Below are 24957 nucleotides of genomic sequence, written 5' to 3'. Positions count from 1 at the left end.
CTTAGTACAGCGAATGCTTGTTGTTTTCGATAAAGTTCTTATCGAGGCGACCAAACATTTTGTAGTACGACCAGCTGGTGTACGCCAGAACGATAGGCACGAAGATAATCGCCACTACGGTCATCACCTTCAGCGTCAGCAGGCTGGACGTTGCATCCCACATGGTCAGACTCATGCTCGGGTTAGTGCTGGAAGGCATCACAAACGGGAACATGGTCACGCCGGCGGTCAGAATCACACAGGCAATGGTCAGCGATGAGGCGACAAACGCCAGCGCGCCCTTTTCCATCCGCGAGAACAGGATGGTAAACAGCGGCAGAATCACGCCCAGCGCCGGCAGCGCCCACAGCAGCGGATGGTTGTTGAAGTTAATCAACCATGCACCAGCCTGATGCGCCACTTCTTTACGCAGCGGGTTGGACTCCGCAGCGGTATTCAGCGCCGAGGTAATCACGTAACCGTCGATGCCTTTCACCAGCCAGATACCCGCCAGCAGGAAGCATACCGCCATCACCAGCGCCGAGATCTGTGCCGCCGTGCGGGAGCGCAGATGGATTTCGCCGGTGGTGCGCATCTGCAGGTAAGTGGCGCCCTGAGCAATCAGCATTGTCAGACTGACCACGCCCGCCAACAGACCGAACGGATTCAGCAGTTGGAAGAAGTTGCCGGTGTAGAACAGACGCAGATACTCATCGATGTGGAACGGCACGCCCTGCAGCAGGTTGCCGAATGCCACGCCGAACACCAGCGCAGGCACAAAGGAACCCACAAAAATGCCCCAGTCCCACATGTTGCGCCAGCGCGTACTTTCCAGCTTGGAGCGGTAGTCGAAACCGACCGGGCGGAAGAACAACGCCGCCAGCACCAGGATCATCGCCACGTAGAAACCGGAGAACGCTGCGGCATACACCATCGGCCAGGCGGCAAACAGCGCGCCGCCGGCAGTGATCAGCCACACCTGGTTACCATCCCAGTGCGGAGCGATAGAGTTAATCATCACGCGGCGTTCGGTATCGGTTTTCCCGATCAGCCGCACCAGGATGCCGACGCCCATATCGAAGCCATCGGTGACGGCGAAACCGATCAGCAGTACGCCAACCAGCACCCACCAGATAAATCGCAGTACTTCATACTCAAACATACGTGGACTCCTGTTTAGCGCGCCTGCTGCACGGAGGCAGTCGGTTGTTCAAAGTGGTAGCGGCCGGTTTTCAGGCTGCTTGGCCCCAGACGTGCAAACTTGAACATCAGGTACATTTCAGCCACCAGGAACAGGGTGTACAAGCCGCAAATCAGCCCCATGGAGAACAACAGATCGCCGACGGTCAGGGAAGAGTTCGCCACTGCAGTCGGCAGCACCTCACCGATGGCCCACGGCTGACGACCGTATTCCGCCACAAACCAGCCCGCTTCTACCGCAATCCATGGCAGAGGAATACCGTACAGCGCCGCACGCAGCAGCCATTTTTTCTGGCCGATACGGCCGCGCACCACGCTCAGGAAAGATAGGCCGATAATAGCCAGCATCAGCACGCCGCAAGCCACCATAATGCGGAAAGCGAAGTACAGCGGCGCAACGCGTGGAATGGAGTCTTTGGTTGCCTGCGCGATCTGCGCTTCCGTCGCGTCGGAGACGTTCGGGGTATAGCGCTTCAGCAGCAGACCGTAGCCCAGATCCTGCTTGGTCTTGTCAAATTCGGCGCGGATGTTAGGGTCGGTATTGCCGGCGCGCAGCTCTTCCAGCAGCTGATAGGCTTTCATCCCATTGCGGATACGCACTTCATGCTGCGCCATCAGATCTTTCAGGCCGGTGACCTGGGTATCGACGGAGCGCGTTGCAATCAGGCCCAACGCATACGGGATCTGAATGGAGAAGGCGTTTTCCTGCTTGTCCTGATTGGGGATGCCGAACAGCGTAAAGGCCGCCGGCGCAGGCTGCGTTTCCCACTCCGCTTCGATAGCGGCCAGCTTGGTTTTCTGCACGTCGCCCATTTCATAACCGGATTCATCACCCAGCACAATAACGGACAATACCGCAGCCATGCCGAAACTGGCGGCAATGGCGAAGGAGCGTTTGGCGAACGCCACATCGCGGCCTTTCAACAGATAGTAAGCGCTGATGCCCAGCACGAACATGGCGCCGGTGGTGTAACCGGCGGCGACGGTGTGAACAAACTTCACCTGCGCGACCGGGTTCAGCACCAGCTCCGAGAAGCTGACCATCTCCATACGCATGGTTTCGAAGTTGAAGTCCGAAGCGATAGGGTTCTGCATCCAGCCGTTGGCGACCAGGATCCACAGCGCGGACAGGTTGGAGCCCAGGGCGACGAACCAGGTGACCGCCATGTGCTGCACCTTGCCCAGCCGATCCCAGCCGAAGAAGAACAGGCCGACCAGCGTCGATTCAAGGAAGAACGCCATCAGACCCTCGATGGCCAGAGGGGCCCCGAAGATATCGCCGACGTAGTGAGAGAAATATGACCAGTTGGTCCCGAACTGGAACTCCATGGTCAAACCGGTGGCCACACCCAGGGCAAAGTTTATTGCAAATAACTTGCCCCAGAATTTGGTCATATCTTTATAGATTTGTTTGCCAGACAGCACATATACCGTTTCCATAATTGCCAACAGAAACGCCATGCCAAGCGTTAATGGGACAAATAGGAAGTGGTACATCGCCGTTAAAGCAAACTGTAAGCGCGACAGTTCGACAATATCAAACATCTTGACTCCTTGCTCCTCGCAGGAAGACTCCGAATTGCGGTTATTGCTCTTACGCCCGATGACGCAGTAAACAATAACGCCCCGCAGTGAATGCCATAAAAAACAACAAGTTCGAACCCATGACTCTGCTTTCAACCGTATGTTGAAAACCGACGATGGGCAACAAATACAACAAGATCAACGGTTCATAGTGACAGTATGATGATACTCGCCTAAACCCACACAATAAATAGTATTTTACGTGACGCGGGTTGGACTTTTGGTTACAGGTCAAAAGCTAACCAAAAGGAGTACACACCTTTAATTTGATCTGGGACAATTTAAGCCTATCTGAACTTTATTTCCAGATTCATCACACGATTTCGCATATTTTTCTTGGGGGTATGTTACGCAATGGTTTAATTGTTTTTTATTGATATTTTTGTGTTAAACAAATGTAGCCCGTAAAGGGGCTTATTGTATTTTTTGGCTATTATATTGCGATTTATATTAACCTTTTATTTCCATTAAAAGTGTAGCAGTGAGTTTCGTTATCCATTGTGCTTTCGTTAATTAATCATAGACTAAATTGAGACATTGATCGCAGATTCTACGGTTTTAACCTGTCTAACAATAAAAAAGGCCGCCATAAAGGCGGCCAAACATGTCGAGATATTATAATTCGGTGGCAGATTAGCGCTTCAGAACCGCTTTTACTGCATCGCCGATGTCCGCCAGGCTACGCACGGTCTTCACACCGGCAGCTTCCAGCGCGGCAAATTTCTCATCCGCGGTGCCTTTACCACCGGCGATGATCGCACCGGCATGGCCCATGCGCTTGCCTTTCGGCGCGGTAACGCCGGCAATGTAGCCCACAACAGGCTTGGTCACATGATCCTTGATATACGCGGCCGCTTCTTCTTCCGCGCTGCCGCCGATCTCGCCGATCATCACAATCGCTTCAGTCTGCGGATCTTCCTGGAACATTTTCAGGATGTCGATAAAGTTGGAGCCCGGAATCGGGTCGCCGCCGATACCCACACAGGTAGACTGGCCCAGACCGGCATCGGTAGTCTGTTTTACCGCTTCATAGGTCAGGGTGCCGGAGCGGGAAACGATGCCCACTTTGCCTGGCAGGTGGATATGGCCCGGCATGATGCCGATTTTGCATTCGCCTGGGGTGATCACGCCCGGGCAGTTCGGCCCGATCATGCGCACGCCGGCTTCGTCCAGCTTCACTTTCACCGTCAGCATATCCAGCGTCGGGATACCTTCGGTGATGGTGATGATCAGCTTGATGCCTGCATCAATGGCTTCCAGGATAGAATCTTTACAGAACGGCGCCGGCACGTAGATAACGGACGCGGTCGCACCGGTGGCTTCTACCGCTTCACGCACGGTGTTGAAGACCGGCAGGCCCAGATGCTGAGTACCACCCTTGCCCGGGGTTACGCCGCCGACCATTTTGGTACCGTAAGCGATAGCCTGCTCGGAGTGGAAGGTCCCCTGGCTACCGGTGAAGCCCTGGCAGATTACTTTGGTGTTTTTATCGATTAAAATGGACATTATTTACCCTCCACTGCCGCAACAACTTGCTGAGCCGCATCAGTCAGGCTGGTCGCAGCAATGATATTCAGACCGCTGTCCGCCAGTTTCTTGGCGCCCAGTTCGGCATTGTTACCTTCCAGACGCACCACCACCGGGACATTAACGCCCACTTCGGCCACTGCGCCAATGATACCGTCGGCGATCAGGTCGCAACGCACGATACCACCGAAAATGTTCACCAGAACCGCTTTCACCTTGTCGTCGGACAGGATGATTTTAAACGCTTCGGTCACGCGCTCTTTGGTTGCGCCGCCGCCCACGTCCAGGAAGTTGGCCGGTTCGCCGCCGTGCAGTTTCACGATGTCCATGGTGCCCATCGCCAGGCCTGCGCCGTTAACCATGCAGCCGATGTTGCCATCCAGCGCCACGTAGTTCAGTTCCCACTGCGCCGCACGTGATTCACGCTCATCTTCCTGAGACAGGTCGCGCATTTCACGCAGTTCCGGCTGACGGAACAGTGCGTTGCCGTCCGCGCCCAGTTTGCCGTCCAGGCACACCAGATCGCCCTGCTTGGTGATCACCAGCGGGTTGATCTCAACCATTGCCAGGTCACGCTCCAGGAACAGGGTCGCCAGACCCATGAAGATTTTGGCGAACTGGCTGACCTGTTTGCCGGTCAGGCCCAGTTTGAACGCCAGCTCACGACCCTGGTAAGGCTGCGGGCCCGCCAGCGGATCGATAGTGGTTTTGTGGATCAGTTCCGGGGTCTCTTCCGCCACTTTCTCGATTTCCACGCCGCCTTCGGTAGACGCCATGAACACGATGCGACGGGTGCCGCGGTCAACTACCGCGCCCAGATACAGCTCTTTGTCGATATCGGTAGCGGCTTCAACCAGGATCTGGTGAACCGGCTGGCCCAGCGCGTCAGTCTGGTAGGTCACCAGACGCTTGCCCAGCCAGGCTTCAGCGAAAGCACGGATATCTTCTTTGCTGTTTACCACTTTAACGCCGCCGGCTTTGCCGCGGCCGCCAGCATGAACCTGACATTTAACTACCCACGGACCGGCGCCGATTTTGGATGCGGCTTCTTCTGCTTCACGCGGTGTAGTACAGGCATAACCGGTTGGTGCCGGCATACCATACCGAGCAAACAACTGTTTTGCCTGATATTCGTGTAAATTCATGATGTTCTATCCATTCAAGTCTGAAGTTTTAGCCGGGTCACGGACGCAAAGGCGAGCATGACGGAACGGCCACATAGCACAGAGTGTGGGCGCGGCATGCCGCGCCCAGGCAAGGGTTTACTACACGTCCAGCAGCAGACGAGCCGGATCTTCCAGCATTTCTTTCACCGTCACCAGGTAACCCACGGACTCTTTGCCGTCGATCAGGCGGTGGTCATAAGAAAGCGCCAGATACATCATTGGCTGAATCACAACCTGGCCATTGACCGCCATCGGACGATCCTTGATGGCGTGCATGCCCAGGATGGCGCTCTGCGGTGGGTTGATGATCGGCGTAGACATCAGAGAACCGAAGACGCCGCCGTTGGTGATGGTGAAGTTACCGCCGGTCAGTTCTTCCACTTTCAATTTGCCGTCACGGCCTTTGACCGCCAGCTCTTTGATTTTCTTCTCGATCTCAGCCATCGACATGGTGTCTACGTCGCGCAGAACCGGGGTCACCAGGCCGCGAGGCGTGGATACCGCGATGCTGACGTCGAAGTAGTTGTGGTAAACCACATCATCGCCGTCGATAGACGCGTTCACTTCCGGGTAACGCTTCAGCGCTTCTACCACTGCCTTGATGTAGAAGGACATGAAGCCCAGACGCACGCCGTGACGTTTTTCGAACGCTTCGCCGTACTGCTTACGCAGATCCATAATCGGCTGCATGTTGATTTCGTTGAAGGTCGTCAACATGGCGGTGCTGTTTTTCGCTTCCAGCAGACGCTCGGCCACGCGCTTGCGCAGGCGGGTCATCGGCACACGTTTCTCAGAACGGGCGCTCAGCGCCGGCTGAGGCGCGGCTTCTGCGGCCGGGGCCGCTTTCTTGCCGCCGTTCGCCAGGTGAGCTTCCACGTCTTCACGCGTGATACGGCCACCGACACCGCTGCCTTTGATGGCGCTGGCGTCCAGGTCGTGCTCGGCAATCAGACGGCGAATCGCCGGGCTGAGAGCATCATTGCTTTCTTCTGCCGCAGCGGCTGGAGCAGCCTGCGCTGCCGGAGCGGCTTCCGCCGCTTTAGCCGGTTCTGCTGCCGGTTTGTCGCCGCTGGCGCCTGGACGGATACGGCCCAGGATCTGGCGAGAAAGCACTGTGGCGCCTTCTTCTTCCACGATGGCGTCAAGCACGCCCGCTTCACTGGCCGGCACTTCCAGCACCACCTTATCGGTTTCGATTTCCACCAGAACTTCGTCACGCTCGACGCTGTCGCCCGGTTTTTTATGCCAGGTCGCTACCGTCGCATCAGCAACCGATTCAGGAAGGTCAGGAACCAGAATATCTACGCTACTCATTAGCTTTCCCTTAAATTTTTAATCAATATTCAGCGCATCATTAACCAGAGCCTGCTGCTGCTTCTGGTGTACGGACATATAACCCACTGCCGGAGAAGCAGAGGCCGGACGTCCGGCGTAACGTAAAGAGGCTCCGAACGGAATCACTTCACGGAAATTGTGTTGGCTGCAGTACCAGGCGCCCTGGTTCAGCGGCTCTTCCTGACACCAGACGAAGTCATGGACGTGCGAATACTGCTCCAGTACCGCCTGCACCGCCTGGTGCGGGAACGGATACAGCTGTTCGATACGGACAATGGCGACGTCTTTCTGGCCATTTTTGCGACGCTGTTCCAGCAGGTCGTAGTACACCTTGCCGGAGCACAGCACGACGCGTTTCACCGCCTTCGGATCCAGCTCGTCGATTTCACCAATCGCCGGCAGGAAGGTGCCGTTCGCCAGTTCATCCAGCGAAGAGATCGCCAACGGGTGACGCAGCAGAGACTTCGGCGACATCACCACCAGCGGACGGCGCATACCGCGCAGCGCCTGACGACGCAGCATATGGTAAACCTGAGCCGGCGTGGACGGGATGCAGACCTGCATATTCTGTTCTGCGCACAGCTGCAGATAACGCTCCAGACGCGCGGAGGAGTGCTCCGGCCCCTGGCCTTCATAGCCGTGCGGCAACAGCATCACCAGGCCGCACATACGGCCCCATTTCTGCTCGCCGGAGCTGATGAACTGGTCAATCACTACCTGAGCGCCGTTGGCGAAGTCGCCGAACTGCGCTTCCCAGATGGTCAGAGTGCGTGGTTCTGCCGTGGCGTAGCCGTATTCGAACGCCAGCACCGCCTCTTCAGACAGTACGGAGTCCCAGACTTTGAACTCGCCCTGGCCGGCGTGCACGTTAGACAGCGGCACATAAGAAGAGCCGTCTTTCTGGTTGTGCACCACCGCGTGACGGTGGAAGAAGGTGCCGCGGCCGGCATCTTCGCCCGACAGACGAATTGGGATGCCTTCATCGACCATCGTCGCGTAGGCCAGCGTTTCCGCCGCGCCCCAGTCAAACGGCTTGTTGCCCACCGCCATTTCGGCGCGATCGGCGTAGATTTTCGCCACGCGCGACTGCATCTCTACCGACTCCGGCGCGCTGCTGATGCGTTTTGCCAGATCCTGCAGACGCTTGGTTTCAACCTTGCTCGGGTATTCTTCATCCCACTCGTGGTTCAGATACGGCGACCAGGTGAAGGAGTGCAGATTCATCGGACGCCACTCTTCCACCACGCACTCGCCGCGGTCCAGCGCATCGCGATACAGATTGACCATTTCCGTGGCATCTTCCAGCGTCGCGACTTTCTGTTCGGTCAGCACGTCGGCATAGATTTTACGCGGCGTCGGGTGTTTCTTGATCTTCTGATACATCAGCGGCTGGGTTGCACTCGGCTCATCGGCCTCGTTGTGCCCATGACGACGATAGCAAACCAGATCGATCATGACGTCGCGTTTAAAGGTGTTACGGAAATCCAACGCCAGACGGGTAACAAACGCCACCGCTTCCGGATCGTCAGCATTAACGTGGAAAATCGGCGACTGCACCATCTTGGCGATATCGGTACAGTACTGGGTGGAGCGCGCATCCTGCGGATTGGAGGTGGTGAAACCAATCTGGTTGTTGATGACGATACGCACCGTACCGCCCACTTCATAGCCGCGCGCCTGAGACATGTTCAGGGTTTCCTGCACCACGCCCTGGCCGGTAATCGCGGCGTCGCCGTGAATGGTGATCGGCAGCACCATGTTGCTGCGCGCTTCATCCAGACGATCGCGACGGGCGCGTACTGACCCCATGACCACCGGGCTGACGATCTCCAGGTGCGACGGGTTAAACGCCAGCGCCAGGTGAACCATGCCGCCTTCGGTTTCCACGTCGGACGAGAAGCCCTGGTGGTATTTCACGTCACCGGTGCCGAGGTGTTCTTTATGCTTACCGGCGAACTCGTCGAACAGGTCGGCCGGTTTTTTACCCAGCACGTTGATCAGCACGTTCAGACGGCCGCGGTGAGCCATGCCCAGCACCACTTCGCGCGTGCCGTTCTTGCCGGCGTGACGCACCATCTCTTTCAGCATCGGCACCAGCGCGTCCCCGCCTTCGAGGGAGAAGCGCTTCGCCCCCGGGAACTTAGCGCCCAGGTAACGTTCCAGGCCTTCCGCAGCGGTCAGCTCGTTCAGGAAACGGCGTTTCTCATCGCTGCTGAAATTGGCATGGCCAACCACCGATTCGATACGCTGCTGGATCCAGCGTTTTTCTTCGGTATTGGTGATATGCATGTATTCCGCGCCGATAGAGCCGCAGTAAGTCTGCTTCAGCGCTTCATACAGATCCGCCAGCTTCATGGTGTCTTTGCCAATGGCGAAAGAACCCACGTTGAAGGTTTCCTGGAAGTCGGCTTCGGTCAGGTTGTGGTAAGCAGGATCGAGGTCAGGGACTGCGTCCTGTTTCCACAGGCCAAGCGGGTCAAGGTTGGCATGCTGATGTCCGCGGAAGCGGAAGGCGTTGATCAGCTGCAGGACCTTCACCTGTTTGGCATCGGTGTCCGGATCGTTGATGCTGCCGTTGTAACGCGCAGAATCTTTCGCCAGACGGCGGAAGTATTCACGAGTTTGGGAGTGAAGTTGATCGGGTTTGACACCCGCGGTTGGGAGCTGTTGGAAAATGGAACGCCAGCTATCTTCGACAGAGCCCGGATCGGTTAGGTAGTCTTCATAGAGCTGCTCTATGTAAGACTGGTTCGCGCCCGCCAGATAGGAGGAATCCAGCCAGGCCTTCATTGCGCCGTTCTGCATTATGATCCCTTAAGCTTTAAAGCTTCAGTTTTCGCCGTGGTTAACATAATTACCGTGATTAAAACGGTTTGCCGTAAAACGGTTCACTCGACGTATCTTCCCTCGTTACGGCGCAAGCGCCGGCACTCGGGGATTGTTTACGTTCTGTTTGGACCTTGCGGTCCCTTACAAGGAACCTCTAAAAACCGGCGGGAGGAACCTGACTGCATGTTGCCGCAGTCACGGGTCAGTTTTTAGAGGCTTCCTGCCAATATTGCGCCGGGCCAACGGCTCCGGCGCGATATCACTTGCCTGTTATGCGCTGCGTTGCAGCAGCATCGACTTGATATGCCCGATAGCGCGGGTCGGGTTCAAGCCTTTAGGACATACACTGACACAATTCATGATGCTATGGCAGCGGAAAACACTGAAAGCGTCGTCCAGATCGTCTAAACGTTCTGCCGTTTCGGTGTCACGGCTGTCGATCAGGAAACGATATGCCGCCAGCAGGCCGGCCGGGCCGATGAATTTGTCCGGGTTCCACCAGAACGACGGGCAAGAGGTCGAACAGCAGGCGCACAGAATGCACTCATACAGGCCGTCCAGTTTGGCGCGCTCGTCCGGCGACTGCAGGTGCTCGCGCGCCGGCGGATTTTTGCCGTCGTTGAGCAGGTAAGGCCGGATTTTTTCATACTGGGTATAGAACTGCCCCATATCCACCACCAGGTCGCGCACCACCGGCAGACCCGGCAATGGACGAATGACGATTTTGCCGCTGCCCTTGCGCAGCGACGAAATCGGGGTGATGCAGGCCAGGCCGTTTTTGCCGTTCATGTTCAGGCCGTCGGAACCGCACACGCCCTCACGGCATGAGCGGCGGAACGACAGCGTCGGATCCTTCTCTTTCAGTTGGATCAACGCATCCAGCAACATCATATCGCGACCTTCTTCCGCCTCAAGCGTGTAGTCCTGCATGTGCGGAGCGTCGTCGACATCCGGGTTATAGCGATATATTGAGAATTCGAGTTTCATCCATCGATCTCCGCGAATTAGTAAGAACGCACTTTTGGCGGGAATGCCGGGCGCAGTTTCGGTTGCATGTTCACTTCACGACGCGCCATGCTTTCCGATTGCGGCAGATACAGCGAATGGCACAGCCAGTTGGCGTCATCACGTTCCGGGTAGTCGAAGCGGCTGTGTGCGCCACGGCTCTCGGTACGGAAGTTGGCCGACACGGCGGTGGAATACGCGGTCTCCATCAGGTTGTCCAATTCCAGGCATTCGATGCGCTGGGTGTTGAACTCGCGGGAGGTATCGTCCAGGCGTGCGTTCTTCAGACGTTCACGAATGACTTTCAGTTCTTCCAGACCCTTCGCCATCGCATCACCTTCACGGAACACCGAGAAGTTGTGTTGCATACAGGCCTGCAGCGCCTTGCGGATCTCTACCGGATCTTCGCCGGAACGGGTGTTGTTCCAGCGGTTCAGGCGATTCAGCGACGCTTCCACGTCGGATTCGCTGGCGTCGCGGCTTGCGCCCTGCTCTTCCAGAGACTCCTGCAGATGCATGCCGGCGGAACGGCCGAACACCACCAGGTCAAGCAGCGAGTTGCCGCCCAGACGGTTGGCGCCGTGCACCGATACGCAGGCGATTTCGCCAACGGCAAACAGGCCGGGAATGACGACGTCTTCGCCTTTCTCGTTGACGGTCAGCGCCTGGCCGCTCACTTTGGTCGGGATGCCGCCCATCATGTAGTGGCAGGTCGGGATAACCGGAATAGGCTCTTTCACCGGGTCGACGTGCGCAAAGGTGCGCGACAGCTCCAGGATGCCCGGCAGGCGGGATTCCAGCACGTCTTTGCCCAGGTGGTCCAGCTTCAGCTTGGCATGCGGGCCCCACGGACCGTCGCAGCCGCGGCCTTCGCGGATTTCAATCATGATCGAGCGCGCAACCACGTCGCGGCCCGCCAGATCTTTAGCGTTCGGCGCATAACGCTCCATAAAGCGCTCGCCGTGTTTATTCAGCAGGTAACCGCCTTCGCCGCGGCAGCCTTCGGTCACCAGAACCCCGGCGCCGGCGATGCCGGTCGGGTGGAACTGCCACATTTCCATATCCTGCACCGGTACGCCGGCGCGGATCGCCATGCCGACGCCGTCACCGGTATTAATGTGAGCGTTGGTGGTGGACTGGTAAATACGGCCTGCGCCGCCGGTGGCCAGAATGGTCGCCTTGGCTTTGAAGTACACCACTTCACCGGTTTCGATGCAGATGGCGGTGGTGCCGACCACGGCGCCGTCCTGGTTTTTCACCAGATCCAGCGCGTACCACTCGGAGAAGATAGTGGTATGGTTTCTCAGGTTCTGCTGATACAGGGTGTGCAGCAGGGCGTGGCCGGTACGGTCAGCCGCCGCCGCGGTGCGCGCCGCCTGCTCGCCGCCGAACTCTTTCGACTGGCCGCCGAACGGGCGCTGATAAATACGGCCGTCGTCCAGACGGGAGAACGGCAGGCCCATGTGTTCCAACTCCAGAATCGCTTCCGGGCCGGTTTTACACATGTATTCGATAGCGTCCTGGTCGCCGATATAGTCGGAACCCTTGACGGTATCGTACATATGCCATTCCCAGTTATCTTCGTGGCTGTTGCCCAGCGCGACGGTGATGCCGCCCTGTGCGGACACGGTATGGGAACGGGTCGGGAAAACTTTGGACAGCAGGGCACAGGTTGAGCCCGACTGGGAAATTTGCAGCGCCGCGCGCATACCTGCGCCACCAGCACCGATAACAACTGCATCAAACTCTCTGACTGGCAGTTTCATTTTTTACGCACCCCACACTACGATTGTTCCGTACAGTAAATAGACCAGCAACACGACGACCACCGCCAGTTGCAGCACCAGGCGTAACGCCAACGGCTTGATATAATCCGTCAGCACCTGCCACAGACCGATCCAGGCATGCGCCAGAATCGACAGCAAGGTCAACACGGTGAAGACTTTCGTAATAGAGGTGGCGAAGAAACCACGCCAGATTTCATAGGTGATGTCCGGAGCCGTGACGACAAAGCCCAGGATATAGAGGACATACAGGGTGATGACGATAGCGGAAGCACGCAGTAACAACCAGTCGTGTACGCCGCTGCGCCCTAATGCGGAAGCATTGTTTACCATACGAGGACTCCAGCCAGAATTGACAGCACAACGGTCAGAACGAATGCCACCTGGGCAGAACGCTGACCAGCCGCTAAACTCTCTTCGATATAGCCAAAATCCATTAACAAGTGACGAACGCCACCGCAAATGTGATAGGCCAGCGCAGTGAGGATTCCCCAAAATATGAACTTGACGAAGAAGCTATTCATGATGGCGGCAGCCTGCAGGAATCCCTCTTGGGAAGAGAGAGACGTGCCCAGCAGCCAGAGGAGAATACCCACGGCAACGAAGGTAATTACGCCAGAGACTCGGTGTAAGATGGACGCTATCGCAGTTACGGGAAACCGGATCGTTTGCAGATCCAGGTTGACAGGTCTTTGTTTTTTCACGGTTTTGCCCACACAGCTCTTATTATTTTCCTTCCTCCGGGCCTGGGTGGGGATCAGACAGCGTTAAGAGCCAAAACCCTTACACGTCACGCGCTCAAACATCGACATCCTCTGTGCTTAAACGGCGCATTGTTATAACGCTGGGTGCTCCTACTTCAGGGTAATCCGGAGACCTGGCGGCAGTATAGGAGGATCACATTCTGATTACAATTCCCATACAATCCCTTTGGGGACATTTCCCCCGAACAGTGATTTAGATCACAAACTTCACATTTAGTACAAAATTAATTATCTGATTTGACAAGAGATCAACATTTCCATTACATATAGGGGCACAAAAGGCCCTATGATGCGCTATAGGTCGCCGGATACACTTCCCCCCACGTAGAAGTTATGCAACAGTGTATTCGGTTAAAAAACCCCGAACACGTCGTAGGTAATGATCAACAGAAAATAACGAATTCAATAAATCGTTAACAACCGACCACCCGTCTCGTTCGCCTGGTCAACCCAGTGATTTCCGTTTCGCCGCCTATTATGCCGCAAAATGGACGCGCCGGGGTCAGCGCTCTGTACCCTAACCGCATTATTGCGTAGTTGCTCACAGAGTTTGTGCCCGCATACCATTTTTGCGGGCAACGTGCGGAGAATTAAGGTATTTCGGTTGTTAGTGATTATTAAAATAAGGCGCTAAGGAGACAGTAAATGACTGATAAGAAAGCGACGCTAACCGTACCAAACGGTGACGCTCCCATTGAGCTCGGCGTACTAAGCCCAACCCTGGGCCCTGATGTCCTTGATGTTCGCACCCTCGGTTCCAAAGGTTATTTCACATTCGATCCCGGCTTCACCTCCACGGCTTCCTGCGAATCCAAAATCACGTTTATCGATGGCGACAAAGGCGTGTTGCTGCACCGCGGCTTCCCTATCGAGCAGCTGGCGAAAGAATCCTCTTATCTGGAAGTGTGTTACATCCTGCTGTACGGCGAAACGCCGACGCCGGAAGAGTTTGAAACCTTCAAAACCACCGTTACCCGCCACACCATGATCCACGACCAGATCACCCATCTGTTCCGTGGCTTCCGTCGCGACTCACACCCGATGGCGGTGCTGTGCGGCGTGACCGGCGCGCTGGCGGCCTTCTACCACGATGCGCTGGACGTCAACAACGAGCGTCACCGTGAAATCACCGCCTACCGTCTGCTGTCCAAAATGCCGACCGTGGCGGCAATGTGTTACAAATACTCCCTGGGTCAGCCGTTCGTTTACCCACGCAACGACCTGTCCTATGCCGGCAACTTCCTGCATATGATGTTTGCCACACCGTGTGAAGAGTACGTGGTGAACCCGGTACTGGAACGCGCAATGGATCGCATCCTGATCCTGCACGCCGACCACGAGCAGAACGCCTCCACCTCTACCGTGCGTACCGCCGGCTCCTCCGGCGCTAACCCGTTCGCCTGCATCGCGGCCGGTATCGCCTCCCTGTGGGGGCCTGCGCACGGCGGCGCCAACGAAGCCGCGCTGAAAATGCTGGAAGAGATCAGCACCGTTGAGCACATTCCGGAATTCATCAAACGCGCCAAGGACAAAAACGACTCCTTCCGCCTGATGGGCTTCGGCCACCGCGTGTACAAGAACTACGATCCGCGCGCCACCGTAATGCGTGAAACCTGCCACGAAGTACTGAAAGAGCTGAACAAGAAAGACGATAACCTGCTGCAGGTAGCGATGGAGCTGGAACACATCGCGTTGAACGACCCGTACTTCATCGAGAAGAAACTCTACCCGAACGTCGATTTCTACTCCGGCATCATCCTGAAGGCAATGGGCATTCCGTCTTCCATGTTCACCGTTATCTTCGCCATCGCGCGTACTATCGGCTGGATCGCACACTGGAACGAAATGCACGACGAGGGCATCAAAATCGCCCGTCCGCGCCAGCTGTACACCGGCTACGCCGAGCGTGATTTCAAATCCCAGCTGAAATAATGCCGCTTTACCCTACATAAAGCAGCACGGCGCCGCCCTTTCGGGCGGCGCTTTTTTTTGCGCTGCGCTAACGCTGGCAGACCGGACAGAAATAAAACGGCCGCGATGACAGCATCGTTTTTTCAATCATCGCGCCGCAGCGCGGGCACGGCTCGCCGCTGCGGTGGAACACCTTAAAACTGAACAACGCGCCGTGGTGACGATCGTCATTCACCTGTCCGCGCGTGTGGTAAGAGAGACGCGGAACCGCCAGCAGCGCCTGTGCCAACCGCTGCAGCGCCTCAGGCGTCAAATCCTGCGGCCGGTGCTGCGGCGCCAGCTGCGCCTGCCAGAGAATTTCCGCCCGCAGATAGTTGCCCAGCCCGGCCAGAAAGGCCTGATCCAGCAGCATGCCCCCCAGCTGACGCCGGCGGAACGGCGGCGACAGCAACCGTTCCGCCACCTGCTGCGCCGTCAGTCGTTCATCCAGCACGTCAGGCCCGATACGCTGTAAAAAGGGATGCTGCTCAATCTCGCCGCGCGGCCCCAGGGTGATGTCCGAGGCGCTGTACAGCAAAATCGCCTGCTGCGCCGTCTCCAACCGCACGCGTAAATCACGTTTGGTGGCCGGCGTTTCCCCCGCCGCCGCCACTTTCCACACGCCGTACAGCTGGTTATGGCTGTACATCGTCAGTCCGTTGGAAAAATGGGTCAGCAACGCCTTGCCGCGCGTCTCAATAGCGGTCACCCGCTCGCCGATCAGCTCGGCCTGATAGTGCTGCAACTGGGGGAAGGCGAACCAGACATCACGCAACGGCTGATTGAGAATCGCCGCCGCCAGCGTGTCCGCCGCCCGACGTATTTCCGGTCCTTCTGGCATACACTGCTCCTTGGTTTACGGTAACGGGCGCCGCTGAGGACGCCCTGATGCTATCACTGCACTTAGTGCGTGGCGCCGCCCGACACTTTCAGATCGTGCTCCACCTGCAGGGCGACGGAGATCGCCAGCTCCAGCGCAAACAGCACGGTGCCGGCCGCCATGCTCGGCTGGCCCGGATGCGCCGCCGCCTGTTCCGGCAGGTAGGGAATATGAATAAACCCGCCCTTGATCGCCGGCTGGCCGCGCAGCCGGTGCAGCAGGCCGTACATCACATGGTTGCACACATAGGTGCCGGCGGTTTGCGACACCGAGGCCGGAATGCCGGCCTCGCGCATGCTGTCGACCACCGCCTTGATCGGCAGCGTACTGAAATAGGCCGCCGGCCCGTCGGCGACGATCGGTTCATCGATCGGCTGCTGCCCCTGATTATCCGGGATGCGCGCATCATTGATATTGATCGCCACCCGCTCCAGCGAAATATCGCAGCGTCCGCCGGCCTGGCCGACCGCCAACACCATCTGCGGCGCCAGTTCATCAATCGCCGCATTCAGCACGTCCAACGCTTCGCCGAATACGCACGGCAGCTGGCGCGCCACCACGCGCACGCCGCCCAGCTCCATATCATTAAGCTGCTTCACCACTTCCCAGGAAGGATTGACATGCTCACCGTCAAACGGCTCGAAACCGGTAATCAATACTGTATGTTGCATGCGTTCTCCTACAGGAACATCAGGAAATAGAGCAGAAATACGTTCACCGTCAGCAACAGGACGCCGGTCGGCACCTGCACCTTAATCACCGCATTTCTGTCCGGCAGCTCCAGCAGCGCCGCCGGTACGATATTAAAGTTGGCCGCCATCGGTGTCATCAGCGTGCCGCAGTAGCCGGAAAACATCCCGATGGCCGCCATCACCGCCGGATTGCCGCCGTGCTGCAGCACCAGAATCGGAATGCCGACGCCGGCGGTGATAATCGGGAACGCCGCGAACGCGTTGCCCATCACCATGGTCAGCAGCGCCATACCGACCGCGTAAACCGCCACGGCGATAAAACGGTTATCCACCGCCAGGTATTCCTGCGTCAGGTGCGCCACCGCCGTACCTACCCCGGCGCTGGTAAACAGCAGCCCCAGCATGGCGAGGATCTGCGGCAAAATAAACGCACAGCCGATGGAATCCAGCAGCCGGCGCGCTTCCTGCAGCGGCTGCGCCACGCGTTCATGGGTCATTTTCACCGCAATAACGCCGCCGAGGATCACCCCCACCGCCATCGAGAACAGCGTAATCAGTGTTGAGTGGTTGCCGGGACCAAACACCGCGCTTTGCAGCGCCGGAATATTGTTGAACAGCAGCACCCCGATCACCGTCACTACCGGGATCGCCAGCGCCGGTACAAACAGCCGGTTGCCGAGGCGTTTGGCGCTCTCTTCGCGCTGCTGCTGCGTGCGCTGATGGTAACTGCCCAGACGCACCCCGCCGAGGCCGGCAATCAGCGCCATCAGCACCACCAGCGCGCCGATGACGATATGCAGCAGTCGCCGGGCTTCTTCGCCGGCGCCGAACAAATCATAGGTCCAGTCGCCGACCATAAACACCAGGCCATACAGTCCCCAGAATAAGCCGGTGGTAAAACGACGCGGGTTGGCGCGGTCGCGCAGCGACATCACGGCGACAATCAGCAGGATAATCCCGGCCAGCCAGTAGAGATATTGCAGTTGGAAGTTCATTGCGCCTCTCCTTTGGCCTGCAGCGCCGCCTGATTAAGCTGCGCCAGTTCGGCACTGAGCCGCTTGTCCATGCGATACAGACGGAAGGCATGGATCAGGAAGGCGAAAATCGCCGTCGGTATGCCCCACAGCGCGATATGCAGCGGTTCGGTCTGAATGCCGCCGGACTCCAGCATAAAGTTATGCATAAAAATAATCGCGCCAAAGGCGACGAAAATATCCTCGCCGAAAAACAGCCCGACGTTATCGGTCGCCGCCGACATGGCGCGCAGGCGGTAGCGCACGCGCTCCGGCAGTTCACCATAGCGGTTTTCCGTCGCCCCTTCGGCCATCGGTGCCAGCAGCGGACGCACCATCTGCGGGTGGCCTCCCAGGCTGGTCAGCCCCATCGCCGCGGTAATTTCACGCACAAACAGGTAGACGATCAGCAGACGGCCGGCGGTGGCGCTTTTGATCCTGGCGATCCAGGCCTGCGCCCGTTCTTTCAGCCCGTGGCGCTCCAGCGTGCCGATCACCGCCAGCGGCAACAGCAGGATCAGCGACAGGTTACGGGTGTTGAGAAACCCTTCGCCCATCCTTTCCAGTATTTCCGTCAGCGGCATCATCGCCGCCAACCCGGTAGCCAGGCCGGCAACGATCACCACCAGCACCGGATTAAAACGCAGAATAAAACCGACCACGATCACGGCAATGCCGATCAGCGGCCAGTAATTAACAACCTGATCCATTGTGTATTCCCTCTTGCCCAGCACTCCGCCCGCAGCCAAAAGGCTGCGGGTCGAAGGCCTGTGTTTGTTGTGTTGTGTTAGTTTTTTATTGTTATTCTGCGCTGACGCTGATGCCCTGTTCGGCAAAGCTGGCGCGCAGTTTGCGGGCATACTCCAGCGCATGCTCGCCGTCGCCGTGCAGACAGACGGTTTCCGCCTGCACCGCGGCCCATTTGCCGTCAATGCTGCGCACCCGATGATGGCGCACCATTTCCAGCGTTTGTTGCAGCGCCTGCTGTTCGTCTTCAATCAGCGCCCCGCTTTGCCCGCGCGGCACCAGCGTGCCGTCGGCCAGATAGCCGCGATCGGCAAACACTTCCTGCCGGGTCGTCAGCCCCAGGCGCTCCCCGGCGCGGATCAGCTCACTGCCCGCCAGCCCTACCAGCCGCAGTGCCGGATCGACATCCTTGACCGCCCGGGCGATCGCGTCCGCCAATGCCGGCTCCACCGCCGCCTGGTTGTACAGCATGCCGTGCGGCTTCACATGCACCATCGCCCCGCCTTCCGTCCGGGCGATCGCGGCCAGCGCCCCCAGCTGATACACCACCTGCGCATAGACGGTTTCCGCCGGCAGTTGCATACGCGTGCGGCCAAAGTTTTCCCGGTCGGGAAAGCTGGGATGCGCGCCAATCGCCACGCCATACTGCAACGCCCAGCGCACCGACTGGCGCATGGTCTGCGCGTCGCCGGCGTGGAAACCGCAGGCGATATTGGCCGAGCTGACCAGCTGCAGCAGCGCCTGGTCGTTAACGCAGCCTTCCCCCAGATCGGCATTTAAATCAACGGTCATGTAGCCCCCAGGCAATTTGTTGGATAAACAGATCCTGCTCTTTTTTGGCGCGCTGCGCGTCTTCCAGAGAACAGGGAATAAAGTGCACCGGCTCCCCCAGACGGATCTGCGCCAAATGATAGAGATCGGCTTCGATCACACAGGCAATGCGCGGGTAGCCGCCGGTGGTCTGCGCATCCGCCATCAGGACGATCGGCTGGCCGTTATGCGGCACCTGCACCACGCCCGGCTGCAGGCCGTGCGACAGCATTTCCCGCGCGGTGGCGCGCGTTAACTCCGCGCTGCCCTGCAGGCGGTAGCCCATGCGGTTGCTCTGCGGGCTCAGCTGCCACGCCGTACGCCAGAACGCCTCCCGTGCTGCTGCGCTGAACTCCTGATACTCCGGCCCCGGCAGCGCACGGATGCGGTTATTAAACAACAGCTGCTTGACGCCGAACGGCTTGCTCGGCAGGTTCTCGCTCTCCCCCAGCGGCAATTGGTCGCCGTCCTGCAGTTTTCGTCCTGCCAGACCGCCAAAACCGGTTCTCAGATCGGTGCTGCGCGAACCCAGCACCTCCGGCACCGCAATGCCGCCGGCGATCGCCAGATAGCTGCGCATGCCGTGTCTGGGCTTATGCAGCACCAGCTGCTGGCCCTTTTTCACCGGATAACGCCAGCCGGTCCACAGCGGTTTGCCGTCCAGCAGCGCGTCGCAGCCGGCGCCGGTCAGCGCGATCCAGCCAGGCTGCGTAAATTCAGCGCTGAACTGCCCCAGCGTAATCTCCAGCCCGGCGCTGTCCGCACGGTTGCCCACCAGCAGGTTGGCGATTTTCAGCGCCGGCGCATCCAGCGCCCCGCCCTGGCTGACGCCCAGGCTGCGGAAGCCGTTTCGCCCCAGATCCTGTACCGTGGTATAGATGCCGGCACGCAATACTTTTAACATACGCCCTCCCGCTGCGGCACAAAACGCACGCTGTCTCCCGGACGCAGCAGCGTCGGCGGCGTGTCCTGCGGATTAAACAGCGCCAGCGGCGTACGGCCGATCAGCTGCCAGCCGCCCGGCGCAGCCTGCGGGTAGATGCCCGTCTGGCTGCCGCCGATGCCGACCGAACCGGCGGGCACGCTCAGGCGCGGTTCCGCCCGGCGCGGCGCCGTCAGCTGCTCCGGCATACCGCCGAGATAAGGAAAACCCGGCTGAAAACCGAGGAAATACACCACATACGCCGCTGCGGCGTGGCACTCCACCACCTGCTGCGGCGTCATGCCGGTATGGCGCGCCACCTCATCCAGATCCGGCCCCATCTCCCCGCCGTAAATCACCGGAATATCCACTTCCCGCGCCTGTGGCACCAGCGTTTCACTGCTCTCCCAACCCTGCCGCAGCAACTCCAGCAGCGCGGCGATATCCGCCTGTGGCGTCTGTAGCAACAGCGTCAGGTTATTCATACCCGGCACCACTTCCTGTACATGTGGGTGATGGGCAAATTTTTCTGCCAACGCCCAGATCCGCTGCTGACTGGGCAGCGTCACCGGCGGTGCCAATTCAAGCACGATCGCCCTTTCACCCAATAGGTAATATTGTGCTCGTTGCACCATTACTCTCCTTATTATTGTTTGCAAAACGTATCAGTTATGCGCGAGCGCAGGCCGGCTGTCAACACAACAACCCCTGTAAAAATAAGGATATATAGCTGTCATACATCAAATTGCAGGTGCGTTGGCGGCGCTCAGTCACCCGAATCACTGACCTGAGTCAGCTCATCGGGTTTCCTTCCCTTGCCGTCTTCCTGCAACTCGAATTATTTAAGGTATAAAAAACGAAAAGGGTTCAGCATGCTGAACCCTGGGGGAAAATCAGGCGGGATTCGGGATATCGATAAAGGTCACATCAAGGCCATGATGTTCGGCCAGCCACTCGCCCAGCGCCTTGACGCCGCCGCGCTCGGTGGCGTGATGCCCGGCAGCGAAAAAGTGAATGCCCATTTCACGCGCGCTATGAATGGTCTGTTCGGAGACTTCACCGCTGATAAAGGCGTCGACGCCAAAACGCGCGGCGCTGTCGATAAAGCCCTGACCGCCGCCGGTGCACCAGGCAACGCGACGGATTTCCGCCGGCGCATTGTCGCCGCAGTGCAGAACCGGACGTCCCAGACGCGCTTCAAGACGCTGCTGCAGCTCTGCGCCGCTGAGCGGCTGTTCAAATTCGCCATGCGGCACCAACGGCTCAACCTCACCGAGCACGCGGATATCCAACAGCTGCGCCAGTTGGGCGTTATTGCCCAGCAGCGGATGCGCATCCAGCGGCAGATGGTAGCCGTACAGATTGATATCATTGCCCAGCAGCGTCTTCAGCCGGTTACGCTTCATACCGCGCACCACCGGCGCCTCGTTCTTCCAGAAATAGCCGTGATGCACCAAAATGGCGTCGGCCTGGTGTTCCACGGCCGCATCCAGCAATGCCTGGCAGGCGGTCACGCCGGTGACGACGCGCTGTACGTTTTCCCGTCCTTCGACCTGCAGGCCATTTGGCGCATAGTCCTGAAACGCGGCGCTGTTAAGTACATTGTTTATCAAGCTTTCCAGATCGAGGTTATGCATACTCATCTCTCTTCAACATAGTGCGTGGGTCCCAACGCCGGCAGTCCCGGACAATGGGGAGCGACGTTAAAACTGTTGGCGATCGCCCTGCGCCATAAAAATAAATTTAACACCCAGATCGTTGGCCTGCTCCAGCTGTTGCTGAATCATCGCACGCCGGTCTTCGCCCTGCTGCAGGCTCGGTTTAATGTGGCTGATAACGATCGGCAGTCCCGCCAGCGAACCGTCGCCACCGCTGTATTTTTGCAGATTTTTCAGCTCTTTCAGCAGCCAGGCCGGGGTGAGATGGCCATAGAGTTTGCTGTCTGACACCTCATTCGGGTAAGAGGTTTCAATAATCATGCCTTTCAGCTTTTTATTGGCGACCAGCGGCCCCAGCGCCCGCCAGACGCTGTCCAGCTGGCGCGACTGTTCCAGCGCGTCCGGCCCGGTATCGCCAAAGTAGGCGAAAGCGCCCGTGCGATCGGCAAGCAGCACCATCGAAGAGTGATAACCCGCATGGCTGAGCGGATACATCACCCCGCTCAGCCCGGTGGTGCCGAAGGTGAAGCGCTGCTGTTCACGCACCGGCTGCAGCCGGTAGGTGCCAAGGCGCTGGCCGTTGCCGGAGTCGCTGAAGTTCGGCCAGCTCTTCCAGTTGAAATAGTGGTTGCGCAGCGTCAGTACCGTGTCATTCGAGGCATACACCGTTTTTTTACCATCTTCCGGCGACGCGATAATCAGCCCGGCCAGATGGTCCAGATGCGCATGGCTGATAAAATAGGCGCCAATCAGCCGCCGGAAAATATGGCCCTGCGGCGTATATGGCGCCGCCGCTTCCGGCGTCACCTGCGGAAAACTGCCTTTTTCCAACCCCTTGCCGATGCCGGGCAGCAGCGAGCCGGCGTCCAATGCCACGTACTGCGTCTGACTGTCGCTGCGGATAAGATAAGAGGTCAGGTTGCCATCGCTGACGCCGCCGTCGACGCCCAACGCCACCACATCAAACCCGGCCAGCGCCAGCGCCGAATAGCCGCTCAGACAGACGGCCAGTATTTTCTTCAACATAAGCTTGCTCCTTGCGGTGACCGTTAATCCCCTCCGCGTTTCGCCGCCTCAAACGCCGCCAGCGTCGTCAGCCGCGCCTCGCGGTGATCGACAATCGGCAGCGGATACGCCAGCGCAATACCCTGCTTTTCCGCCCAACGGTGGGGATGATGAAGTTCATTGTCCGGTACATCCGCCAGTTCGGGCAACCATTTACGGATAAAAGCGCCTTGCGGATCAAAACGTTCGCCCTGCGTCGTCGGATTAAAGATGCGAAAATAAGGCGCCGCGTCGGTACCGGTCGACGCCGCCCACTGCCAGCCGCCGTTATTGGCGGCGAAATCACCATCCAGCAGCTGGCGCATAAAATAGCGCTCGCCGGCTCGCCAGTCGATCAGTAGATCCTTCACCAGAAAACTGGCCACGATCATCCGTAAACGGTTATGCATCCATCCGGTGTTATTCAGTTGCCGCATGGCCGCATCGACAATCGGGTAGCCGGTGCGCCCCTGCTGCCAGGCCTGTAGCGCCCCGGCGTCCGGATTCCAGCGAACGGCGTCCGTCCAGCCGATAAAGGGGCGATGGCGGCACAGGGCCGGATAAGCCACCAGCAGATGGCGGTAAAATTCACGCCAGATTAACTCATTCAGCCAGGTAAACGCGCCACCGTCCGGCTGCTCCAGCAGGTCAGGACAGGTCAGCCGCAGGCGATTGACGCACTGACGCGGCGATAACACGCCTATCGCCAGATACGGCGACAGGCCGCTGGTGGCGTCCAGCGCCGGAAAGTCGCGCTGCTGTCGGTAGTCCTGCACCTGCTCGCGGCAAAAAGTGCGCAGCCGGCGCAAGGCGTGTTCCTCACCCGGCGGGAATGCCGCCGCATCCCATGCGGCATCAGGATCAACAAACGGAACCGGCGCCGCCGGCGGCGCAATCGCACCGCTCGCACGCACCGCTGGCGCCGGCAGGGAGCGTACATCGGCGCTGTACAGACGTTGCAAAAACGCCTTACGAAACGGCGTATAGACCTGATACATCTCACCGTTGCCGGTCTGCACGCTGCCCGGCGGCAGCAACAGCGCGTCATCAAACGCGTGACAGGTCAGCGTATCCGCCAGCTCGGTTTCAACCTGCCGGTCACGCCGCCGCTCATTCAGTTCATACTGCCGGTTGTAAAACAACGCCTCGACGCCGGTGGTGCGGCAATAGTCCGTAAGCCAGCGCACCGAGTCGGCAAAATCATCGCACTGATGCACCACCAGCGGAATACCGCGCTGCGCCAGCTGCGACTGTAGCGGCAGCAGGTTGGCGTAAATAAAAGCCGCCTGCCGCGGCGCCATCTCGTGCTGCCGCCACTGTTGCGGCGTGGCGATAAACAGCGCCACCACCTGCGCCTGCGGATCGCTGCAGGCGGCGTGCAATGCCTTGTTGTCCGTGATGCGCAAATCATTGCGCAGCCAGACCAAATGGGTGGTCATAACCATCCTTCTATCGATGCCATCAATTACGCGCGACGCCGGACGGCACAACAACCGAACGAGCGGTTACCGCTGCGTTAAACAATACTAAAAGTATAGAAGAATTCGGCGGTTAAGACGATGACGCCTGCCGGCTGCGGACATAAAAAAACCCTCGCCAAGGCGAGGGTTGCAGGGGAAAAGCGCGGCTTAGTAAAAATCGCCGGACGCCAGCTCCGCCTGTTGCAGCCAGACCGGCTTATCGCTGGTTTTTGACCAGACGCGGTGCAGATAGCTGTAAAAACGCGCGCGATCGGAGCGGAACAGCATCACCGGCAGAGCCAGCACGCCAGCCAGGATCACTGCGCCGCGGCGCAGGAGAATCCGATGCAATGGATAAGCTTGATAAGTAGACATGCGAACCTCCTTAAAACACGCCGGCTGCATAGCGTCAGGCACAGCGACGACGTAAAAACAGATAAACGGATGATTTGGTAACTGTGCAAAATTTTAGCGCACCTGATGAAAATTTACTACTCATCCGACCACTAAATTACACGAAAAAAGCGCATATTGCTCTTTATACTGAAAGTTTGTTACAGGATGGTTAATTATTAACTAAACATTGGTTACCTTATGGTTATCTGACA

General features: G+C 58.2%; 22 protein-coding genes. 1 reads left to right on the top strand and 21 read right to left on the bottom strand.

Translation table 11 applies throughout. From position 1 onward, the window contains the following. Window position 1: 1 nt before the first annotated feature. The 10 genes from cydB to sdhC all read right to left on the bottom strand — a co-directional run bounded on the left by cydB (window position 2) and on the right by sdhC (window position 13125). Window positions 2-1141, bottom strand: a complete 1140-nt coding sequence (cydB, locus tag TAN611_RS06160; RefSeq protein WP_111737572.1) for a cytochrome d ubiquinol oxidase subunit II — start codon at window positions 1139-1141, stop codon at window positions 2-4. Between the two features lie 14 nt (window positions 1142-1155). Next, window positions 1156-2724, bottom strand: a complete 1569-nt coding sequence (cydA, locus tag TAN611_RS06155; RefSeq protein ID WP_105230160.1) for a cytochrome ubiquinol oxidase subunit I — start codon at window positions 2722-2724, stop codon at window positions 1156-1158. A 672-nt stretch (window positions 2725-3396) separates the two neighbouring features. Then, window positions 3397-4269 (bottom strand): succinate--CoA ligase subunit alpha, encoded by an 873-nt coding sequence (sucD, locus tag TAN611_RS06150; RefSeq protein ID WP_105230159.1) that lies wholly within the window; start codon window positions 4267-4269, stop codon window positions 3397-3399. Continuing rightward, entirely contained in the window at window positions 4269-5435 is a 1167-nt protein-coding gene (sucC, locus tag TAN611_RS06145; protein WP_105230158.1) for an ADP-forming succinate--CoA ligase subunit beta, read from the bottom strand. The genes sucD and sucC overlap by 1 nt, the downstream gene beginning before the upstream one ends. Before the next feature lie 120 nt (window positions 5436-5555). Then, window positions 5556-6770, bottom strand: coding sequence for a 2-oxoglutarate dehydrogenase complex dihydrolipoyllysine-residue succinyltransferase (gene odhB / locus TAN611_RS06140; protein WP_105230157.1), 1215 nt, complete (start codon window positions 6768-6770; stop codon window positions 5556-5558). Window positions 6771-6788: 18 nt separating this feature from the next. Further along, entirely contained in the window at window positions 6789-9596 is a 2808-nt protein-coding gene (sucA, locus tag TAN611_RS06135; RefSeq protein ID WP_203067395.1) for a 2-oxoglutarate dehydrogenase E1 component, read from the bottom strand. 294 nt (window positions 9597-9890) lie between these two features. Then, a complete protein-coding gene (locus tag TAN611_RS06130) occupies window positions 9891-10607 on the bottom strand; it encodes a succinate dehydrogenase iron-sulfur subunit (RefSeq protein ID WP_105230155.1) in 717 nt (238 codons plus the stop codon). A 17-nt stretch (window positions 10608-10624) separates the two neighbouring features. After that, the gene (sdhA, locus tag TAN611_RS06125) at window positions 10625-12391 is read right to left on the bottom strand and encodes a succinate dehydrogenase flavoprotein subunit (protein ID WP_203067394.1); all 1767 of its coding nucleotides are present in this window, start codon (window positions 12389-12391) and stop codon (window positions 10625-10627) included. A 3-nt stretch (window positions 12392-12394) separates the two neighbouring features. Continuing rightward, window positions 12395-12742 (bottom strand): succinate dehydrogenase membrane anchor subunit, encoded by a 348-nt coding sequence (gene sdhD, locus TAN611_RS06120; protein ID WP_105230153.1) that lies wholly within the window; start codon window positions 12740-12742, stop codon window positions 12395-12397. Next, complete coding sequence (gene sdhC, locus TAN611_RS06115; protein WP_015671352.1) at window positions 12736-13125, bottom strand: succinate dehydrogenase cytochrome b556 subunit; 390 nt, start codon at window positions 13123-13125, stop codon at window positions 12736-12738. Before sdhC ends, sdhD begins: the two co-directional genes overlap by 7 nt. 693 nt (window positions 13126-13818) lie before the next feature. Here sdhC and TAN611_RS06110 point away from each other — a divergent pair. Further along, window positions 13819-15105, top strand: coding sequence for a citrate synthase (locus tag TAN611_RS06110; RefSeq protein ID WP_105230152.1), 1287 nt, complete (start codon window positions 13819-13821; stop codon window positions 15103-15105). Window positions 15106-15172: 67 nt separating this feature from the next. On the opposite strand, the gene nei is transcribed toward TAN611_RS06110, so the two are convergent. From nei to TAN611_RS06055, 11 genes are all read right to left on the bottom strand, one after another. Beyond that, a complete protein-coding gene (gene nei, locus TAN611_RS06105) occupies window positions 15173-15964 on the bottom strand; it encodes an endonuclease VIII (RefSeq protein WP_111737573.1) in 792 nt (263 codons plus the stop codon). Between the two features lie 62 nt (window positions 15965-16026). Next, window positions 16027-16674, bottom strand: a complete 648-nt coding sequence (pcp, locus tag TAN611_RS06100) for a pyroglutamyl-peptidase I (RefSeq protein ID WP_105230151.1) — start codon at window positions 16672-16674, stop codon at window positions 16027-16029. An 8-nt stretch (window positions 16675-16682) separates the two neighbouring features. After that, window positions 16683-17690 (bottom strand): DUF979 domain-containing protein, encoded by a 1008-nt coding sequence (locus TAN611_RS06095; protein ID WP_105230150.1) that lies wholly within the window; start codon window positions 17688-17690, stop codon window positions 16683-16685. After that, window positions 17687-18418, bottom strand: a complete 732-nt coding sequence (locus TAN611_RS06090) for a DUF969 domain-containing protein (protein WP_105230149.1) — start codon at window positions 18416-18418, stop codon at window positions 17687-17689. The genes TAN611_RS06095 and TAN611_RS06090 overlap by 4 nt, the downstream gene beginning before the upstream one ends. A gap of 91 nt (window positions 18419-18509) precedes the next feature. Beyond that, entirely contained in the window at window positions 18510-19247 is a 738-nt protein-coding gene (gene pxpA, locus TAN611_RS06085; RefSeq protein WP_203067393.1) for a 5-oxoprolinase subunit PxpA, read from the bottom strand. Next, on the bottom strand, window positions 19237-20169 hold the full coding sequence (pxpC, locus tag TAN611_RS06080) for a 5-oxoprolinase subunit PxpC (protein WP_187043508.1): 933 nt from the start codon (window positions 20167-20169) through the stop codon (window positions 19237-19239). Before pxpC ends, pxpA begins: the two co-directional genes overlap by 11 nt. Further along, window positions 20163-20819, bottom strand: a complete 657-nt coding sequence (pxpB, locus tag TAN611_RS06075) for a 5-oxoprolinase subunit PxpB (protein WP_187044765.1) — start codon at window positions 20817-20819, stop codon at window positions 20163-20165. The genes pxpC and pxpB overlap by 7 nt, the downstream gene beginning before the upstream one ends. A gap of 261 nt (window positions 20820-21080) precedes the next feature. After that, window positions 21081-21824: a type 2 GTP cyclohydrolase I gene (locus tag TAN611_RS06070; protein ID WP_105233228.1), complete on the bottom strand. Its 744-nt coding sequence runs from the start codon at window positions 21822-21824 to the stop codon at window positions 21081-21083. 66 nt (window positions 21825-21890) lie between these two features. Further along, window positions 21891-22871, bottom strand: coding sequence for an MBL fold metallo-hydrolase (locus tag TAN611_RS06065; RefSeq protein ID WP_111737576.1), 981 nt, complete (start codon window positions 22869-22871; stop codon window positions 21891-21893). A 23-nt stretch (window positions 22872-22894) separates the two neighbouring features. After that, on the bottom strand, window positions 22895-24328 hold the full coding sequence (gene phrB, locus TAN611_RS06060) for a deoxyribodipyrimidine photo-lyase (RefSeq protein WP_203067392.1): 1434 nt from the start codon (window positions 24326-24328) through the stop codon (window positions 22895-22897). 189 nt (window positions 24329-24517) lie between these two features. Further along, on the bottom strand, window positions 24518-24724 hold the full coding sequence (locus TAN611_RS06055) for a YbfA family protein (protein ID WP_054305327.1): 207 nt from the start codon (window positions 24722-24724) through the stop codon (window positions 24518-24520). Window positions 24725-24957: the final 233 nt, after the last annotated feature.

Origin of the sequence: Serratia sp. Tan611, from assembly GCF_905188235.1 — a bacterium.
Lineage (GTDB): Bacteria > Pseudomonadota > Gammaproteobacteria > Enterobacterales > Enterobacteriaceae > Serratia_B > Serratia_B rhizosphaerae.
This window is presented reverse-complemented; position numbering and strand designations above follow the sequence as displayed.

Excerpts from the sequence above, each read along its gene's own strand:
- cydB (WP_111737572.1), bottom strand. The coding sequence starts at position 1,141 with ATGTTTGAGTATGAAGTACTGCGATTTATCTGGTGGGTGCTGGTTGGC.
- cydA (WP_105230160.1), bottom strand. The coding sequence starts at position 2,724 with ATGTTTGATATTGTCGAACTGTCGCGCTTACAGTTTGCTTTAACGGCG.
- sucD (WP_105230159.1), bottom strand. The coding sequence starts at position 4,269 with ATGTCCATTTTAATCGATAAAAACACCAAAGTAATCTGCCAGGGCTTC.
- sucC (WP_105230158.1), bottom strand. The coding sequence starts at position 5,435 with ATGAATTTACACGAATATCAGGCAAAACAGTTGTTTGCTCGGTATGGT.
- odhB (WP_105230157.1), bottom strand. The coding sequence starts at position 6,770 with ATGAGTAGCGTAGATATTCTGGTTCCTGACCTTCCTGAATCGGTTGCT.
- sucA (WP_203067395.1), bottom strand. The coding sequence starts at position 9,596 with ATGCAGAACGGCGCAATGAAGGCCTGGCTGGATTCCTCCTATCTGGCG.
- TAN611_RS06130 (WP_105230155.1), bottom strand. The coding sequence starts at position 10,607 with ATGAAACTCGAATTCTCAATATATCGCTATAACCCGGATGTCGACGAC.
- sdhA (WP_203067394.1), bottom strand. The coding sequence starts at position 12,391 with ATGAAACTGCCAGTCAGAGAGTTTGATGCAGTTGTTATCGGTGCTGGT.
- sdhD (WP_105230153.1), bottom strand. The coding sequence starts at position 12,742 with ATGGTAAACAATGCTTCCGCATTAGGGCGCAGCGGCGTACACGACTGG.
- TAN611_RS06110 (WP_105230152.1), top strand. The coding sequence starts at position 13,819 with ATGACTGATAAGAAAGCGACGCTAACCGTACCAAACGGTGACGCTCCC.
- nei (WP_111737573.1), bottom strand. The coding sequence starts at position 15,964 with ATGCCAGAAGGACCGGAAATACGTCGGGCGGCGGACACGCTGGCGGCG.
- pcp (WP_105230151.1), bottom strand. The coding sequence starts at position 16,674 with ATGCAACATACAGTATTGATTACCGGTTTCGAGCCGTTTGACGGTGAG.
- TAN611_RS06095 (WP_105230150.1), bottom strand. The coding sequence starts at position 17,690 with ATGAACTTCCAACTGCAATATCTCTACTGGCTGGCCGGGATTATCCTG.
- TAN611_RS06090 (WP_105230149.1), bottom strand. The coding sequence starts at position 18,418 with ATGGATCAGGTTGTTAATTACTGGCCGCTGATCGGCATTGCCGTGATC.
- pxpA (WP_203067393.1), bottom strand. The coding sequence starts at position 19,247 with ATGACCGTTGATTTAAATGCCGATCTGGGGGAAGGCTGCGTTAACGAC.
- pxpC (WP_187043508.1), bottom strand. The coding sequence starts at position 20,169 with ATGTTAAAAGTATTGCGTGCCGGCATCTATACCACGGTACAGGATCTG.
- TAN611_RS06070 (WP_105233228.1), bottom strand. The coding sequence starts at position 21,824 with ATGCATAACCTCGATCTGGAAAGCTTGATAAACAATGTACTTAACAGC.
- TAN611_RS06065 (WP_111737576.1), bottom strand. The coding sequence starts at position 22,871 with ATGTTGAAGAAAATACTGGCCGTCTGTCTGAGCGGCTATTCGGCGCTG.
- phrB (WP_203067392.1), bottom strand. The coding sequence starts at position 24,328 with ATGACCACCCATTTGGTCTGGCTGCGCAATGATTTGCGCATCACGGAC.
- TAN611_RS06055 (WP_054305327.1), bottom strand. The coding sequence starts at position 24,724 with ATGTCTACTTATCAAGCTTATCCATTGCATCGGATTCTCCTGCGCCGC.